Origin of the sequence: uncultured Thiothrix sp., assembly GCF_937876535.1 — a bacterium.
Classification (GTDB): Bacteria; Pseudomonadota; Gammaproteobacteria; order Thiotrichales; family Thiotrichaceae; genus Thiolinea.
In genome coordinates, this window is record NZ_CALFHZ010000013.1 from 208,334 (window position 1) to 224,758 (window position 16,425).

The 16,425-nt window shown below is 43.2% G+C and carries 14 protein-coding genes; 4 read left to right on the forward strand and 10 right to left on the reverse strand.

What is annotated here, in order from left to right; translation table 11 throughout:
• Positions 1-64: 64 nt before the first annotated feature.
• Entirely contained in the window at positions 65-2,539 is a 2,475-nt protein-coding gene (locus tag Q0230_RS07585) for a prolyl oligopeptidase family serine peptidase (protein WP_298609285.1), read from the forward strand.
• 7 nt (positions 2,540-2,546) lie between these two features.
• Here the strand turns inward: Q0230_RS07585 and Q0230_RS07590 are convergent, their stop codons facing one another.
• From Q0230_RS07590 to Q0230_RS07610, 5 genes are all read right to left on the reverse strand, one after another.
• Entirely contained in the window at positions 2,547-3,173 is a 627-nt protein-coding gene (locus Q0230_RS07590; RefSeq protein ID WP_298609287.1) for a lysophospholipid acyltransferase family protein, read from the reverse strand.
• A gap of 5 nt (positions 3,174-3,178) precedes the next feature.
• The gene (locus tag Q0230_RS07595; RefSeq protein WP_298609289.1) at positions 3,179-4,111 is read right to left on the reverse strand and encodes a phosphatidate cytidylyltransferase; all 933 of its coding nucleotides are present in this window, start codon (positions 4,109-4,111) and stop codon (positions 3,179-3,181) included.
• Positions 4,112-4,750, reverse strand: a complete 639-nt coding sequence (locus Q0230_RS07600; RefSeq protein ID WP_298609290.1) for a CDP-alcohol phosphatidyltransferase family protein — start codon at positions 4,748-4,750, stop codon at positions 4,112-4,114.
• A 59-nt stretch (positions 4,751-4,809) separates the two neighbouring features.
• Positions 4,810-5,298, reverse strand: coding sequence for an asparaginase (locus Q0230_RS07605; RefSeq protein ID WP_298609291.1), 489 nt, complete (start codon positions 5,296-5,298; stop codon positions 4,810-4,812).
• 77 nt (positions 5,299-5,375) lie between these two features.
• Positions 5,376-7,160, reverse strand: a complete 1,785-nt coding sequence (locus Q0230_RS07610) for a SulP family inorganic anion transporter (protein ID WP_298609292.1) — start codon at positions 7,158-7,160, stop codon at positions 5,376-5,378.
• A 209-nt stretch (positions 7,161-7,369) separates the two neighbouring features.
• On the opposite strand from Q0230_RS07610, the gene Q0230_RS07615 reads away from it, so the two are divergent.
• On the forward strand, positions 7,370-7,834 hold the full coding sequence (locus Q0230_RS07615) for a GNAT family N-acetyltransferase (protein ID WP_298609293.1): 465 nt from the start codon (positions 7,370-7,372) through the stop codon (positions 7,832-7,834).
• 54 nt (positions 7,835-7,888) lie between these two features.
• Here Q0230_RS07615 and holA read toward each other — a convergent pair whose 3' ends face one another.
• Complete coding sequence (gene holA, locus Q0230_RS07620; protein ID WP_298609294.1) at positions 7,889-8,917, reverse strand: DNA polymerase III subunit delta; 1,029 nt, start codon at positions 8,915-8,917, stop codon at positions 7,889-7,891.
• An 82-nt stretch (positions 8,918-8,999) separates the two neighbouring features.
• On the opposite strand from holA, the gene Q0230_RS07625 reads away from it, so the two are divergent.
• A complete protein-coding gene (locus Q0230_RS07625; RefSeq protein ID WP_298609295.1) occupies positions 9,000-9,971 on the forward strand; it encodes a hydrolase in 972 nt (323 codons plus the stop codon).
• On the forward strand, positions 9,968-11,212 hold the full coding sequence (locus Q0230_RS07630; RefSeq protein WP_298609296.1) for a TIGR03862 family flavoprotein: 1,245 nt from the start codon (positions 9,968-9,970) through the stop codon (positions 11,210-11,212). The genes Q0230_RS07625 and Q0230_RS07630 overlap by 4 nt, the downstream gene beginning before the upstream one ends.
• Here the strand turns inward: Q0230_RS07630 and Q0230_RS07635 are convergent.
• The 4 genes from Q0230_RS07635 to thiB form a co-directional block, all read right to left on the reverse strand.
• Positions 11,199-11,807, reverse strand: coding sequence for an ATP-binding cassette domain-containing protein (locus tag Q0230_RS07635; RefSeq protein ID WP_298609297.1), 609 nt, complete (start codon positions 11,805-11,807; stop codon positions 11,199-11,201). The genes Q0230_RS07630 and Q0230_RS07635 overlap by 14 nt on opposite strands.
• Before the next feature lie 3 nt (positions 11,808-11,810).
• Positions 11,811-13,757, reverse strand: coding sequence for a beta-propeller domain-containing protein (locus Q0230_RS07640; RefSeq protein ID WP_298609298.1), 1,947 nt, complete (start codon positions 13,755-13,757; stop codon positions 11,811-11,813).
• Between the two features lie 107 nt (positions 13,758-13,864).
• Positions 13,865-15,424 carry a thiamine/thiamine pyrophosphate ABC transporter permease ThiP gene (locus Q0230_RS07645; RefSeq protein WP_298609299.1) on the reverse strand — a complete coding sequence of 520 codons (1,560 nt, stop codon included), beginning with the start codon at positions 15,422-15,424 and terminating at the stop codon, positions 13,865-13,867.
• Entirely contained in the window at positions 15,400-16,389 is a 990-nt protein-coding gene (thiB, locus tag Q0230_RS07650; protein ID WP_298609300.1) for a thiamine ABC transporter substrate binding subunit, read from the reverse strand. The genes Q0230_RS07645 and thiB overlap by 25 nt, the downstream gene beginning before the upstream one ends.
• Positions 16,390-16,425 lie beyond the last annotated feature (36 nt).

A 16,425-nucleotide genomic window follows, 5' to 3' on the forward strand; every position in this document is an offset into this window, starting at 1 on the left:
ATGAAACCTTAATCGTTTAATAAAGCAGATCCCTTAAATAAGACTAAGGTTAAAAAGATTAAATATGCAAGCCTTCACTCTTTCTGATCTTCTTGAATTAAATTCTTTCAATGATAATTGTGCTTGTGTGGTCTCAGCAGACAATAATTTAATAGCCTTTGAGATAGGCAGACCTATTATTCAGTCAGTGTTGGGAACAACCGAATATGGTGCTCAGCATGAAGAATTCGATATTTATATCGCTGACTTGACTAAAGAAAACAGCGCTAGACTACTGGTTACTAATACACCCGACTCTGCTATTCAGGTTCAGTCTTATGCACCCTCATGGAGTCCTAAAGGAAGTTACTTAGCGTTTATTTTAGTTGAATATCAGAAAACCACTGACACCCTTAAACTGTATGAATTCAGCTACTCTGTGGCTATATGGTCTAAGGTAACACAGCAAATCACTAAAATAGCCAAGGTCGCTGCTGTTAATCAACATCATAGGAAACAAGTCTTTCGTTGGTTGAATGAATCTGAACTCCTCATCAAATCGGCTAAAGATAAAACCACTAAAAGCTTTGATTTACTTATTAATCCAACTGAACGCTCTTTAGTACAATTGTATGCAGCGAGATTTAATACTAAGCAAACCACAAGCGTTTATGATAATCGAGCTGTTCTAGAGTCTGCATCAACTTGCATAGAATTAGCCGATGCATTGACTGAGACTAGCCTTTTCGATATTCACCAACCTAATCAAGTTTTGTGGTCAATCGACAGCACAGCTTATGAGTATCAATTTGATGTATTGGTTTCTCCCTCAAAATCATCCTATCTAGTACCTAGCCAATCGACTCACCCCTTTAAAAGAGCAAATGAAGACTACTTTAATACACTCAGTCTAGGCGTAATTGGTGAGGCAGGCGTTAAACATCGAGTGGAGATTGCACCTTATCAAACAAAACTATTGAATGTCCTATGGTCGAAGAATTCAACGACTATCTGGGTATGGCTAGTCCATCTTGAAGAGCACTATGCTTGTTTGGGGAAAATTGATTATGAATCAGGGGAATGGGAAGCGTATACGGATACCCTATTTCCTTATGATGTTCGCGAATACGCAAGCATCTTAGTCGAAGCTGAAGGCCAGATTTATTTCTCAGCCAGTCTGTTAGACAGCAACCATACACATGAGTTTGATTGGTTTCGCTTTGATAGCGTCAGTAAAGCCTATTTCAACCTTTCAACTGAGTTTGCAAGCGTACCTGAAATTTTATTCCACTGTGGCGGAGGAGTTTTTCTAGGCTGCCCGCAAAAGCAGCTAGCCCGTTATGAATTCGCTAAGCAAACAGTAAAACAAACTCTAATCTTTCTAGGTGAAGACACAACAGAACCTAAAGCAGCAACGATTATTTATTCTTTAGCCTTACTCAAACGACTCTATTATAAATCCCGCTATATCTTTGAACCGGCTGCCCCAGCAGCCCCCTGTTTGATTCAAAAGTTTACCGATGATGGCTTTGAATATTTTTTAACTGCAGATGCCCAACAATTTACACCTATCACGCTGCCAGATCATGCCAGACCTTTGATAGTTACCCATGAAGCGCTTGACTCTAAAGTAATAGCTTTGCACACGCACCTTGCAGGCAATGATATTCTGGCTGTTTCCACTGAAAACACTCAAACTTTAGCTCGCTTTAATACGCATTTAAAACATAGACAACAAGCCAAAACCGAATTCTTTACTGCGGGCAATGAACATGATCGCAGTTATTGTGAGATGATTTTCCCAGTCAATGCAGACGCAACAACAGGGTATGCTACCGTTGTCTGCATTTATCCCAGTGCACAATATAGGCCACATGAAAATACTTATGCTCACAACTGCGATATGCAGCCTATATTCAATCCGCATATCTTTGCTGCTCATGGTTATGGTGTGTTGAATCTTGGTTTACCTTTAAATCCAGCCAAAATACAGGATACTGGAATTTTGGTGGAGTTGGCGCGCATCATCGAGATGGCTCTGGAGCAAGCAACTAGTTTAGGTTTAATCAATCCAGACCGATTATTTATTTACGGACATAGCTGGGGCGGCTATGCGGCTTCAGGTGTGCTAGCTTATTTAAAAATATTTAAAGCGTGTATCGCCTCAGCTGGAATTTATAACCCGATGGGGGAGTATGGCGTGTTTGATATAGCTGTTGAAGTCGAGGCGGTAGTAGGCGAGTCACACTCCAGCGGTACTGCACAAGTTACTGTCTCAAGCTCTCTCCATCCTTGGGAAGATCCACAGCACTATATTGCATCTTCACCTTTGTTTTTAGTACCTAAGATAGACACCCCAATCCTCATGCTTCACGGCGAACAAGACTTTACTGTCAGATGCTATCCAGCGCAACAAATGTACACTGCCCTTATGTTGCAGAATAAGCCAGTTAAATTAGTCACCTATGGTGGCGAAGGACATATTATTAGTTCACGTCAGAATGTAGAACATGCTTGGGATACAATGCTTAAGTTTTTGGCTGATTATGCTCTTAATTAATTGAAATCTAAAAACCTTGTCCCAAACAACGCTGACTCAACTCATCAAATACTTTTCGTATGTGGATGACAAACTCCCGCGAATTGATCGCTAGCCCCAAGGGTTCACTAATAATCACATCGCAATTAAATGGCACAAATAAAGCTTCACCACGTGGTAAGGCTTTACCTAAACCGCGCATAAAAACCGGCGTGATAGGAACTTGAGGATGCTGTTGCATTAGATAAAATAGCCCCTTTTTAATTTTCCCGATTTGCTCAGGCTGACCACGACTGCCTTCAGGAAACAGAATCAAGATCTGTCCTGCCTCCAAAGCCTGATGGCAAGCCTCCAAAACCTGTTCCGCTGACTGTCCAGAACGCTGAATTGGAATAATATCGATGCAGCGGGTGGCAATCCAAGCCCAGAGTTTATTCTGAAAAAAGTAATCCGCAGCTGCAACGGGGCGAATATATTTTAAGCGCCGCAAAGGATAAAGGCTCATCAGTACCAACACATCTAAATGACTATTATGATTGGCTGCCACCACTGCAGGGCCTTTTAAAGGCAGTTGCTTGTAACCTTGTAGATTTAAGCCCAACACAATAAACACGATCGGTTTAATGAAGAGCGCAAAAAATAGCATCTTAATCATAGCACTTAATAAGCTAAGTAATAGCAGTAGTGGAAAAACAAGGGTGCAGTGTAAGTCAGGCTGTCGAAACGATCTAAAATCCCGCCATGTCCAGGAATTAAAGTTCCACTATCTTTAATCGCTAAATCACGCTTCACTGAAGAAATTACCACATCACCAATAAAGCCGGCGCAACTAATCAATAACCCTGCCCCCAAACCCTGTATAGCGGATAAAGGTGTGAGCCAAGGTGCAATCAGTGTAGCTAATAAACTAATACATGCTAAGCCACCAATAAACCCTTCCCAAGTTTTATTCGGACTCACTTTAGGAATAATCTTATGCTTACCGAATAATTTACCAGCAATATATTGACTAATATCATTCAGCTCGGTCATAAACAAAATAAAAATCACTAACCCCAAACCACCAGCCTGAGGATTTTTTTCAGGCAAAACCAGTAAATAAGCAACATGGCTAATACAATAAACTGTGAGCATGGTTGCCCAATGAATAATGCCTGCTGACTGAATAAAGCCTTTAGTTTCACCAATCAAAACCATACGCGCTGGTAATAGCAAAAATACATAGACTGGAATAAAAATAATAAACATCCCATACCAGCCAACGCCTACCCAATAGTATTGCAGTGGAATTGCAAGATAAGCCAAAAACACCACCCGCCGATCATTTAAGCGCAACGGTACAATTGAAAAGAATTCTTTTAATGCCAAAAAGCTAATAAAGGCAAATAAAACAATAGCCGTGGTTGTGCTGACTGTAAGGCAAATAAATAAAATGCCAATCATCCACCACCATGAGTTAATACGCTTTTTTAGCTCTTCATAATCACGCTCAGGATGTTTAAGCCTTAGGGCATATTGGATCCCAGAGGCTAAGCCCATTAAGCCTAAAACTAAGAGCATGGTATAGAGAGAATGACTGGGAATATTTAGCATTTAAGCTGCCTCCAAATAACGGTAAGCAGCTACAGTGCGACGCACTGCTGTCCAGATAGCGCCCAGCACAATGAGGACTAAGGTATAAAACAATAGCCAATGTTCAGCCCAGAACAAAGATTCAAATAGACTCAGCACACAAGCTAGCGTTAATACGGCCATGCGTTGCTGTTTAGCCATCGGCCCACGAAAATCGGCCGGTGCACCGATACTGACCGCTAAACTACGAATATAAGCAGTGAGTACTGCTAATAAACCAGCAGCCCAACCCAACTCCATACCCCACGGCAATTGAGTCGCATAACCGGCGCTGACTAAAATAAGGGGGTCAGCAATGCGGTCGGGAATATCATTAAAAAGCTCCCCCGATTTGGTGCTTTTACCACCTTCAACGGCCACCATTCCATCCAAAAGATTGCAGAGCAAACGTAATTGGATAAAGACTGCAACTAACAAAAACCAAGCATTCGAGCCAGCTTGCGCAAGCATACCTAAACAAGCTGCCGCTAAAGCAGCAAAGACGATGCTAAAAACCGAAATTTGATTGGGTGTCAGCGCGGTTTGGCTGAGCTTGCGCGCTAAAGTTTGGAAAATGCTTAAACTGCGGACTTTTAAAGGGCGGCGCTGGTTGTTATTCATAAGCCTTAATGAGTGGATGCCTAAGCCTAAAGCTTAGGCGATTTGGGGTGAGTCCGCCCTTAATGTAAAGCTTCAAATACCCCTAAACTGCGATTTTTGGTCACTTGCGCGCCATTAAACACGCGCCCATTCATAGCAATATAAACACCTACAGGCATGATTTGTGCCGCGACTAAAGCTGAACCTAGATTAAATAAGCCATCTGAACCATGCACACTCAAGGGAATCATTGCCCCCGTGAGGACAATAGTTTTATTAGGGTTAGCCGCAATTAAATAGCGTGCGGTTTCTGCCATCGTGTCCGTGCCATGCGTGATAACGATATGCTGATGTGCGCTATTACGACAAGCCTCTAAAATTTGTGCCCGATCTTCCTCGGTCATGTCGAGACTATCTTTCAAACCCAGCTGTTGAACTTCTAAATCGACTCCGCAACGACCTTGCTCTAAGGCTGCGGGAATATGCGTTTGTGTGAAACCCAATTCACCTTTTAAAGGGTTGTAAAGCTTATCAATGGTGCCGCCGGTTAAGATGACGTGAATGCGCATTTTTATTCCTATTGCTGATCTAAACTCAGTGCCAAGCATAGCCTGAGCTTAGAAAGCTGTCGAAAATTTTCTGTACATCAACCCTGAGGCTTAGTTGGCTCCGGTGGTGTCAAAGGCGGCTGATGGCATTCTTGGAAAACGCGCAAAGCACAGTTGTGGCAATAATCATGATTCAGAATAGTACGGGTGATTTGCTCAATCGCTTCACGTTTATTTTCAAAGAAAAAAGCGCTACCAATATGTTCATCAAAATGCCCTTTATGGATAAAGGTATTCACCTTGCGCTTCAAACCTGCAAAATACAGGCCGCCACCGGCTGCTTTAAGGCGTGCTGACTCCTGCTCAAGCATTTCCGCACCGGTTAGGTCAATAAAGTTAATTCCTGAACCAATCACCAGAATGCGCTTATAACCTTGCTGCTCACTCATATAATGCAGGCGATTTTGAATATGATTGGCTGAACCAAAATAAACCGACATATCAATCCGCACCACTTTTAATTGTGGGCATTCAGGCAAACGTTCATCACGGTATTTATTGACCAGAATACTTTTACCCGTCGCAGCTTCGGTGGTTGGTACTAAGCTGACTACATCAGGAATCGAGGTACGTGCTAAGAACAAAATTAGCGAGAGCAATACGCCTAAATAAATCGCAAATTCCAACTCTAAAAATAAAGTCGCAAAGAAAGTGGTAAGGAGAATACTGGTTTCAGCACGGCTGGTTTCAAAGATTTTTTTAATATGCCCGAAATCGACCAAATTCCACGCTACCATCATGATCACACCCGCCATTGCAGGAATTGGCAAATAAGCGGTCAAGGGGGCAACCAATAGAATAATCAATGCGAGTAAAATAGCTGCAAAGATAGCGGACAAGGGAGTTTGTGCGCCTGAAGTATAATTCAAACCTGAACGCGTGAAAGAACCTGAACCTGCATAACTTGAGAAGAAACTACCCACGATATTCGATAAACCTTGCCCAAAAAACTCCTGATTGCCATCAATCCGTTGATGAGACTTAGACGCAATCGCTCGGCTGATTGATACCGCTTCAATTAAACCTAATAAAGCCACCGCAAAAGCTTGTGGAGCCAAGCGTTTAATCGTGGCTAGCGAAAAGTCAGGCACAGAGATCGGTGGTAAATGTGCAGGAATTTCCGTGACTAATTTAATACCGACTTCTTTGCCACCGAGTAGATAGGCGATGAAACTACCTGCCACTAAAGCCAGTAATAGATTCGGTAAGCGCTTCACCCAAGTTTTTAAGACTAAGGCAATCACCAGCGTGAGAATCGCCACCGTAAACACATAGACATTCATCTGGGGCAACTGCTGGAAAATATCAAACCACGTAACCATGAATGATTCACCACGTGGCACGGTCACACCAAACACTTGATTCATCTGGCTAGTGGCAATCAGAATTGCAGCTCCTGCCGTAAAGCCAATCACTACCGTGTGCGAGACAAAATTAACCAAGACACCCAAACGCGCCAGTGCAAAAGCCAGCTGGTAGACACCGGCTAGAAAAGTCAAAGTCAGAGTATATTGAATAAAAGTGGCACTGCCTGGTTCGGCATGTCCACTCACTGCTGAAAACACCACAATCGAAATCGCCGTGGTGGGCCCCGAAATCAAATGCCAAGATGAGCCAAACAAGGCAGCCACGATTGGCGTCACCATTGCAGTATACAAGCCATATTCTGGTGGCAAACCCGCAATGGTTGCGAAGGCTACGCCTTGCGGTAACACAATCACCGCGCCGGTTAAACCAGCCACTAAATCCGCTTTTAAGGTTTCACGATTAACCTTCGGCAACCAGAGCAAAAACGGGTAAAGAAATTGGGTAATGAACTGCATTCTTATTGCTATCACAGCCTGTCAAGACTGCATTAGTCTACGCTTATTTGCTTGAACTTAAAGTGAAGTTATCTATCTCTGTAGAGTTAAGGTGGGGTATCTCTTTGGGGGTGGTATCAGAGGTATACAAGTGCAACGGCCTAGACTAGACGGAATAACAGCGAAGATGGTATATACATTACCTCCTAATACATTTTTAGAGAAAAAAGATGGTAGAGATTCTTGCTGCAGAGTCAAAAGACGCAAAAGAAATACTTAAACTACAAGTCCTTGCCTATCAATCTGAAGCTAAACTCTATAATGACTGGTCTTTACCAGCGTTAACACAAACGCTTGATTCATTGCATCAAGAGTTTGAAGACTCAGTTATTCTCAAGGCGATTGTTAATAATCAAATCGTTGGCTCTGTTCGAGCTAAAGTTGACAAGGGCGTTTGTAAAATCGGCCGTCTTATTGTAGATCCCGCATTTCAAAAACAAGGCATAGGCACTGCATTATTAAAACATATTGAGAAAATGCATGATGATATAAATAGCTTTGAGTTATTTACGGGTAGTAAAAGTGTTAGCAATATTCAGCTTTATGAAAAAAATGGCTATATTAAATCACACACAAAAGACCTATCTGAAAATGTAAGTCTTTTGTTTTTAGTAAAATCAAATAGAAATCCATGACTCATGATAAGAACTACTGCCAATTGATGTGTAATCTTAGGGGTTTTCGTATTTTCACCTGTATAATCGTTGCCCCATCATTGCCAAAGCCATATCAAATACCCCATCCCACAAGCGATCCGGATGGCGTGAAACATCTAAGCCCACGCCTTTACTATGCTGATCCAACACCGCTAGACGCTTAAATAAACTCGGCCAATTCGCCCGCTCCATGCGTTTAATTGCAGCTTGAAAGGGTACTTGTCGATTTTTAGGTAAGCGCATAATGAGTGCTTGATTAGAACGTTGTTGGCGCTGGTTTTCACCAGCCTCGTACAATTGGCGCAGTAAATCACCCAAAGCCCAAACCAATAAAGGCAAAGCGGTATCTTCTTCTTTCAAAACTTGCAGAATATGCTGTAAGCGCTTGAGGTCTTGCGCCAGAATAGCATCAGCCAAATCAAATACTGTAAAGCGTGAACTATCTGAAATCGCCGCAGCCATTTGCTCGACACTGATGAGTTCTTGGTCATACAGTAGTTTTAATTTATTAATTTCCTGCACTGCCGCCAATAAATTACCCTCGACATGCTCACTTAAATAGCGCACGGCAGCTTCACTCGCGTTCAAGCCCGTCTCCCGCATACGCTTAGCTAGCCAAGCCAAGGCTTGTTGTGGAGATAAGTCCCAGACTTGCACGAGTACACCTTGGTGTTCAATTGCTTTCACCCAAGCTGCACTGCGGCACGCTTTATCCAAGCGCCCGCATTGAATCAACAAGACTTTATCACTCGGTGGATGCGCTAAATAGTGCTGCATGGCCTTGCTACCTGCAGCACCAATCTTGCAAGAAGTCAGGCGTAAATCGAGGAGCTTTTGTTCAGAGAATAAAGATAAAGCCTCGCTCGCGGCTAACAGCAGACTCCAATCAAATTGCGCATCCACATTGAGAATTTCCCGCTCGCTAAAGCCTTGCTGTTTAGCGGCGGTGCGCACTGCATCGGCGACTTCCATGACTTGCAGCGGTTCATCGCCACTAATTAAATACACAGGTTTTAAACCTAGGCGTAGATGTTCAGTGATTTGTTCAGCACGAACCTGCATGACTGGCGACACCTTAGAGGAGGATTTCTAGAGCACGCATGGTATCATGCAGTGCTTATTTTGCGGCAGAACCTCGGCGTTTATGGGTCAAAGAATTAATAGCAGTTATCGTGCACCGTGGTGGTTAAAATCACCGCATCTGCAAACTATATTACCGACTTTAATACGTAAACGCCCACAACTAGACCTCACTTGGGAACGACTAGAACTTAAGGATGGCGACTTTATTGATCTAGCTTGGTATCCACGTCCACAAGCGCCTTTAGTGCTGATGATGCATGGTTTAGAAGGCTCTTTAAACTCACATTATGCCTCTACTTTGGTACAAGCCTTACACCAAGCGGGTTTCAGTGTAGTTTTTATGCTGCTACGTGGACGCGGCCTTGAGCCGAATCGCTTAGCCAAAAGTTATCATTCGGGCGCTTCAGCCGATTTAGCTGAAGTCTTAGCACAGTTGAAAGCACGTGGACAAATGCCAGCAGCAGCCATTGGTGTGTCTTTAAGTGCGAACTTGCTGCTTAAATATTTAGGTGAAACCGGAGCCAATTCTGGTTTAAACGCAGCAGTGGCTATTTCCACGCCTTTTCAACTCGCTGTCTGTGCTAAAAAACTTGAACATGGCTTTGCGCGCGTGTATGGGCAATATCTCTTAAAACAACTGAAAAATTCTTATCGCACTAAATTTCAAAGCCTACCCGAGCCAACACCAATTGATTTAACTGCCCTCAGCACTATCTATCAATTTGATGATCAAGTAACTGCACCTTTAAATGGTTTTGCGAATGCTGCCGATTATTACCAGCGCTCTAGCAGTGCGCGGTTCTTAGGCAAGATTCAAACGCCTACTCTCATTATTCATGCCCTTGATGATCCGTTTATGCGCCCAAGTATCGTCCCGAGTGCAGAACAAACTAGTCCTAATGTCAGTTTAGAAATCACCGAACACGGTGGGCATGTCGGCTTTATTAGCGGGCGTGTACCGTGGAAATTAAGCTATTGGCTGGATGAGCGTGTACCTGCTTGGTTGCGCTCACAACGAGTGGACGCAGTATGAATAATCAACCGATGGCTGCTGTGATCGGTGGTGGCCCTGCGGGTTTAATGGCGGCGGAGCAACTGACTCAAGCAGGGTTTGCAGTTGATTTATATGACGCTATGCCTTCAGTTGGGCGTAAATTTCTACTGGCTGGCATTGGTGGCTTAAACCTCACGCATTCTGAAGATTTCGCAAGCTTCATTGCTCGTTATGCCGAGCGGGCTACGGAGCTTGAACCTTATTTACAAGCCTTTAGCCCAGAAGCTTTACGCCAATGGTGTAATGATTTGGGAGTGGAAACTTTTATTGGCAGCTCAGGCCGAATCTTCCCCAAAGAAATGAAAGCTGCCCCACTGCTGCGTGCTTGGCTGAGTCGTTTAAAAACTCAGGGTTTAAATCTCTACCCACGTCATCGCTGTTTAGGCTTAAGCCCTACTCAGGAATGGCTGTTTCAAACGCCAACTGGCCTTATCGCTAAACAATACCCAGTGACTGTACTTGCTTTAGGCGGCGCTAGTTGGAAAAAACTAGGGAGTGATGGTGCTTGGGTAGACTGGTTAGGTAAGCAACAGATTCCTATTAACCCCTTGCGCCCTGCCAATAATGGTTTTCTCTGTGCTTGGAGTGATTATCTAAAATCTTTGGCTGGTTCACCTGTTAAACCAGTCAGCTTAAGTTTCACGGATTTAGCAGGAAATCTTGAGACCCGTCAAGGTGAATTCATTATTACCGAGCAAGGTGTTGAGGGCAGTTTAATTTATGCTTTCGCTGCTCGTTTGCGTGATTGCCTAGAACAACGCGGCAGTGCTAGTTTTTATTTAGATTTGTGCCCGCATCAAACCCAAGTTCAATTAGCAGGCATCCTAGCAAAACGCTCATCGAAAAAAACCCTTGGCAGTTTTTTAAAAACCCAACTGAAACTCGATACGATTAAAACAGCTTTAGTTTTTGAGAAACTCGATAGAACCCAAGCTCCAACCGCAGATTACCTCGCTCAGCTCTTAAAAAATCTACCTATTTCCATCAGTGGGATAACACCTTTAGATGAAGCGATTAGTACCGCTGGCGGGATCGAGTTTGCAGCACTTACCCCCGATTTAATGCTTAAAGGCTTAGCGGGCGTGTTCTGTGCAGGCGAAATGCTCGATTGGGAAGCCCCTACAGGTGGCTATTTACTCACCGCTTGTTTGGCAACGGGTAAGCAAGCGGGTTTAGGTGCTGTGCGCTATTTGCAAAACTTAGGAGCTACTCAAAAATAAGATTCTGATCGGCTAAACGCTCGACATCTTCATGTTGATGAGTCACCAACAGCACGGTTTTTTGCACAGCTTTAGCCGTCTCTCTCACCCACCAAGCCGCCAGTTCACGGGTATACGCATCTAATTCAGCAAAAGGCTCATCGAGTAAAATAATGGGTTCTGGACGTAATAGAGTACGGAGTAAAGCGACTCGTTGGCGTTGACCACCCGATAACTCACTGGGTCTTTTGCGTAAATAAGCTGAGATTTCTAGGCGTTCTGCAGCAGCTTGAATGGCGGTTTGTCTGGCTGCCTCAGAGCTAAACTTTAAACCTAATTTTAAATTCTGTGCGATGCTCAAATGCTCAAATAGATTATGCTCTTGAAACAACATACTGACTGGACGCTGCTCAATCGCCAAGGGTAACAAAGATTGACCTTGCCATTGAATGTCACCGTCAACGACTGATTCAAAACCAGCAATCGCAGCCAATAGGGCTGACTTCCCTGCTCCGCTGCGGCCTTGAATGGTGACAATAGAACTGGGTTCTACTTGTAAGTCATAACGCCGCTGCCAAGAGCCGCGACGCAATAACAGATTTTGAATCACTAACATGAATTATTTTGCAGCCCAAGCACTCGCATAGAAATTACCATTGTGGAAATAATACACGGTATTATCAATCAGAATGCTGCGATCATTCTCATCCCAATACCAATCTTTAGCCGGATTCACTGAAAATCCACCCAAATGCTTCAGTTTGCGCTGCGCATGAGTGACTTCAAAACGATGTAAACCATTTTTGATGGTCGCAGTATTTGGGTCAGAAACCATAACTGGCAAGGCTACACGAGTGAGCGTATTGTTATTGATCGCTAGGGAAGTAATCGCATGATGATTACGATTGGCGGGGCTATTGGAACCAGAACCACCCAACTCCAGTTTATCGACTTCTTGCGGGCGATTAGGATTACTAATATCAAACAACGATAGTTTCCAGCCTTGTTGAGCACCACCAGCTTGAGCATCAGCCACTTTGCCTACACCTAAAAGTAGGTTAGGAGTGACGGGATGCAAATAATCTGAAAAGCCGGGTATGACTAATTCACCTGTCACTTTAGGATCCCGTGGATCACGTAAATCCACCACATAAAGTGGGTCGGTGTTACGGAAAGTGACAAAATAAGCATAATTGTTAAACAAACGTGCGCCATACAAGCGTTCACCGGGTTTGCCAATTGCTTGTGGATATTTAGCATTCGGCAAGCGACCGACCGTTACTAGCTGTTTAGCCTTAGGCGCTTCAGCTAATACTGTTAAAATCACCGGAGAGCGCGTAATAGGATCAGGATGTTTATTAGTCTGCGCCATATTGTAAGTCACCACCCGTAAATTGCCGCGCTGGTCTTCATCAAATTGAAAACTACTCAGCTCATTCCAATTGAGTGTGCCAAAGAAAGCACCCGAACCCCGATAATTAAAGCTTTTACCACTCACTGCAAATTTATGCACCAGATTGCCTTGCATAGAACTGATCGGTACTTTTACTAAAGCATCATACGGTGAAACTAAATACGCAGCTTTATCTGACATATAGAAATTGCCAACATTACCGAAATATGCAATTGCCTCAGGTGCTTGACTAGGATTATCTAGATCTAAGCTAATCAGTGAGCTTAACTGATAAACTGCTTCCGCTTTTTGATTAACTGCATAAAGTGAATTATTTTTAAATAAAGGCTTAGCCTCTTTATTGCCCTTTTCAAAATAATTTGGCAAAAACTCCTTCACGCTCCATTGATCAATAGCAGCACTAATTTTCTGTTTTTCAACTTCTTTTTGCGCTTCAGTTAAAGGCTGCTTGGTTTCAATACTTTTATAAGTCCCAGGCATACCTGAAAGATAATGATTCAAAAATAAATACAGGCGATTGTTGATTCTTCTAGTTTGAAAAAAACCACCCTCGATGTCGAGTTGGCGAATTAATTGCGGCTTAACTGCATTGCTCGTATTAAAAATTAAGACTTGTATTTGCCCAACACCCATATAAGCATGATATCTAGATCGCATCCCCATTGGACGCATGCTTTGATAGGAACTGGTAACTGCAACCAACTGCTTTTTGCTAGGGATTAAATACAAACCGTGCAATTGTGAATTGGCTGGCATGCCAATGGTGGTAATTTGTTTGAGCGTCGAACCTGAGATTGCTTGCGTATCAAACACGCGAATTCCGCCACCCTGTTGATTAGCACCATATAAGTAACGACCATCCGTTTTCACCATATCGGCTTCATCTACACCTTGTTCTTGTAGATTGGTACTAGATACCTGACCTGCAGAAGCTCGCGCTCTCATACTCGGTCTAGCTTGAGCCGCTCTGGGCTCTGGGCTAGCCTGAGCCATCACCGAGGGAGGTTGAATCGTGGGCATAGGTCGATAATCATTCACAATGATACGTGACTTTAATTCTGTTTTTAGTTGTTGTTCGAGTTGTTCAAAGGAGATGGGCTTTAATAGCCCTTGTTTATCATCTAAAGCTTGGGCAAATAAACTACTGGGCATGAGAAAACAGCAAATTATTAGTAAGCAAATACGTTGCATGATTTTAACCTTGTTATTGACTTAGCTATCAGCATAGACGCTGAGTCTAAAAAAGAGTTCATAGTTTTTTATTGATTTTTTATTTTTTCTAACCAAAAAACTAAGACAGCACAAATCAATAAAAATAGAAAAGATAAAACAGAAGCTTCTACAATTCGATAACTACCCGCATAACTATAGATTAACCAAGGTAGACTGATCCAACTATCATTCGCAAAGATCGAAAATATTGCCACATCCCCCATAGCTAATAATAAGCATAATAAAAAAGCAGCTTGTAAATCCCGTGCTAGCCAAGGTAATAACACGTGCCAATAGATTAAGGTATTAAGTTTTAATTGCTGAGCTAAGTGCTGGTATTGATCATCAAATTGAAATAACCGAGGTTTTAGTTGCTGAATCGCAAAAGGTACTAACCCGAGAGTATTTACGAGAACGACGAAAGCCATACCCCAAGTTTCTAAATTTAGATGCTTTAAACACCAAACATATAAACCCACTGATAGCACCATTGCGGGCATTACTAAATGATGATTCGCTAGCCCATCTAATAACCATTGCTTACGGGTCTGATATTCAAGCCGTGCTTTACGAATGGGGCTGAGGATTAAAAGGGCAAGTAAAACTGCTAAACCCGCAGCCGTCACCCCTAAGCTGAGCGTCGTCAATAAAGGTTTCATGATAGTAAGCTTACTGAAGCGCTCAGCATTAATCTGCAATAAGTTAGGGATCAAAGCCAGTAACGGCAATAATAAAACGACCCAAGCTAAGTAATAGCTTAACTGATGTAAACGCGCCTGCCAGCGCGGCGGAATAGGTAAAAACTGTAGTTTTGCCGTATCAGCTGACAACCACCCGCTAGAACCAAAACGAGTCATTAGCAGATATAAACTACCTGCAATCAACAGTTGCAACCACGCTAAACTCAAAGCTTCCGGAATATTAAAATCATATTTAAGCGCTTGATAAATGGCGACTTCCAACGTTGTAGCTTGTGGCCCGCCCCCCAAAGATAAAACCACTGCAAAGCTATTAAAACACAGCACAAAGATAAAGACCCAGACTGTGAGTAAGCGTGCACGTAATTGTGGCCATTCTAGTAAAGTCCATTGTTGCCAACTACTTAGCTTTAATTGGCGCGCTAATAGCCATGAACTCGCCGGCAAAGCTTGCAACTGTAGGTAAAAGGCACGAATCGCAAAAGGCGAATTTAAGAATAAATGCGCTAGTAAAATACCTTGCATTCCATACAGACTCCATGATTTACCTAGATAGGGTGTCAACCAACCGGAGCTGCCCAGCAAGGCGACTAAGCCTGTAATAAGAACCAAGGTAGGCAGGACAAAACAGAGCAAACACAAAGCTAGGAAGGTAGATTTACCTACTAACTCAGGTAAATAATAAAGGGCACGCGCCACTGGCAAGGCTAATAAAACCGCGATAGTTGCACTTAAAGCCGCTTGTTTGAGGGAAAATCCTAAAATACGATGGATATAAGGATCAGTGAAAACCGTCCAAGATAAACGCCCTTCGGCAAGACTGCCTAGGCCATAAAAAGCCCAAGCAGTCACTAGCATCAAGCAACTCAGCGCTAGATAGCCAATTATTTGGACGCTGCGCTGCGCCACTCTTTGATCCAATCGGCGCGTTTTTCGGCAATTTCAGTTGGTGTAAAACCGATCCGCTGCGGCTGGATCAACTGACTAAATACCGGTGGCAATTCAACGCCATCCACCACTGGCAACATCCAATTCGTAACAGGAATAATGCCTTGAGCCTCTGGAGAGATCAGGAAACTTAAAAACTGTTTGCCTAGCTCAGGTTGCTGGCTAGCTTTGAGTAGAGCGGCTAATTCAACTTGAGCGACATGGCCCTCACTAAACAGTGCAGCTTTATACTGCTCTTTCTGATCAGAAATCACATGATAAGCAGGTGAAGTGTTATAGCTGAGTACATAATCTGCGCCACCCTCTAAAAACATGCTGTAAGCTTCCCACCAGCCTTTAGTTACTGTCACGGTATGCTTAGCTAATTGTTGCCAAGCGGGCGTTGTTTGCTCACCATAAACGGCTTTCATCCATAGCATCAAACCTTGCCCAGGTGTGCTCGTGCGTGGGTCTTGGTAGATAATCTTTGCATCCGATTCAACTAACTCTTTTAAAGAGCTAACCGGTTTAGCAATTTTGCTGCTGTCATAAATAAAAGCGAAATAGCCGTAATCATAAGGTAGAAAGTCTTTGTCTTCCCATTTCAGGTTAGCTGATAATTTATCTAAGGTTTGACCATGTTCAGCAATTAGCTTAGTAGCCCGTGCTTCCTCCATCAAACCATCATCAATCCCCAAAATCACATCAGCTTTAGCCTTATCACCTTCTACCTTCAAGCGATTAAGGATGCTCACCCCATCCTCAACTGCAACGAGTTTTAAATCACAATTGCAAATTTTCTCAAAAGCAGCTTCAAGTTTAGGGCCAGACCCCCATTCAGTTACAAACGAATCATAGGTATAAACGGTTAGGACAGGTTTATCGGCTGCTTGAACAGAGCCTAGACTTAGCAGGGTTAACAGGGATAGAAAGTAGGACTTTTTCATGTTGAGTACCTTTAGTCAGTTACTAAGGAACACAAC

What these genes read in the sequence shown, in the direction of transcription:
- Q0230_RS07600 (WP_298609290.1), bottom strand. Translation starts at nt 4,750, where the DNA reads ATGAATAACAACCAGCGCCGCCCTTTAAAAGTCCGCAGTTTAAGCATT.
- Q0230_RS07605 (WP_298609291.1), bottom strand. Translation starts at nt 5,298, where the DNA reads ATGCGCATTCACGTCATCTTAACCGGCGGCACCATTGATAAGCTTTAC.
- Q0230_RS07585 (WP_298609285.1), top strand. Translation starts at nt 65, where the DNA reads ATGCAAGCCTTCACTCTTTCTGATCTTCTTGAATTAAATTCTTTCAAT.
- Q0230_RS07595 (WP_298609289.1), bottom strand. Translation starts at nt 4,111, where the DNA reads ATGCTAAATATTCCCAGTCATTCTCTCTATACCATGCTCTTAGTTTTA.
- Q0230_RS07610 (WP_298609292.1), bottom strand. Translation starts at nt 7,160, where the DNA reads ATGCAGTTCATTACCCAATTTCTTTACCCGTTTTTGCTCTGGTTGCCG.
- thiB (WP_298609300.1), bottom strand. Translation starts at nt 16,389, where the DNA reads ATGAAAAAGTCCTACTTTCTATCCCTGTTAACCCTGCTAAGTCTAGGC.
- Q0230_RS07640 (WP_298609298.1), bottom strand. Translation starts at nt 13,757, where the DNA reads ATGCCCAGTAGTTTATTTGCCCAAGCTTTAGATGATAAACAAGGGCTA.
- Q0230_RS07630 (WP_298609296.1), top strand. Translation starts at nt 9,968, where the DNA reads ATGAATAATCAACCGATGGCTGCTGTGATCGGTGGTGGCCCTGCGGGT.
- holA (WP_298609294.1), bottom strand. Translation starts at nt 8,917, where the DNA reads ATGCAGGTTCGTGCTGAACAAATCACTGAACATCTACGCCTAGGTTTA.
- Q0230_RS07635 (WP_298609297.1), bottom strand. Translation starts at nt 11,807, where the DNA reads ATGTTAGTGATTCAAAATCTGTTATTGCGTCGCGGCTCTTGGCAGCGG.
- Q0230_RS07615 (WP_298609293.1), top strand. Translation starts at nt 7,370, where the DNA reads ATGGTAGAGATTCTTGCTGCAGAGTCAAAAGACGCAAAAGAAATACTT.
- Q0230_RS07625 (WP_298609295.1), top strand. Translation starts at nt 9,000, where the DNA reads ATGGGTCAAAGAATTAATAGCAGTTATCGTGCACCGTGGTGGTTAAAA.
- Q0230_RS07590 (WP_298609287.1), bottom strand. Translation starts at nt 3,173, where the DNA reads ATGATTAAGATGCTATTTTTTGCGCTCTTCATTAAACCGATCGTGTTT.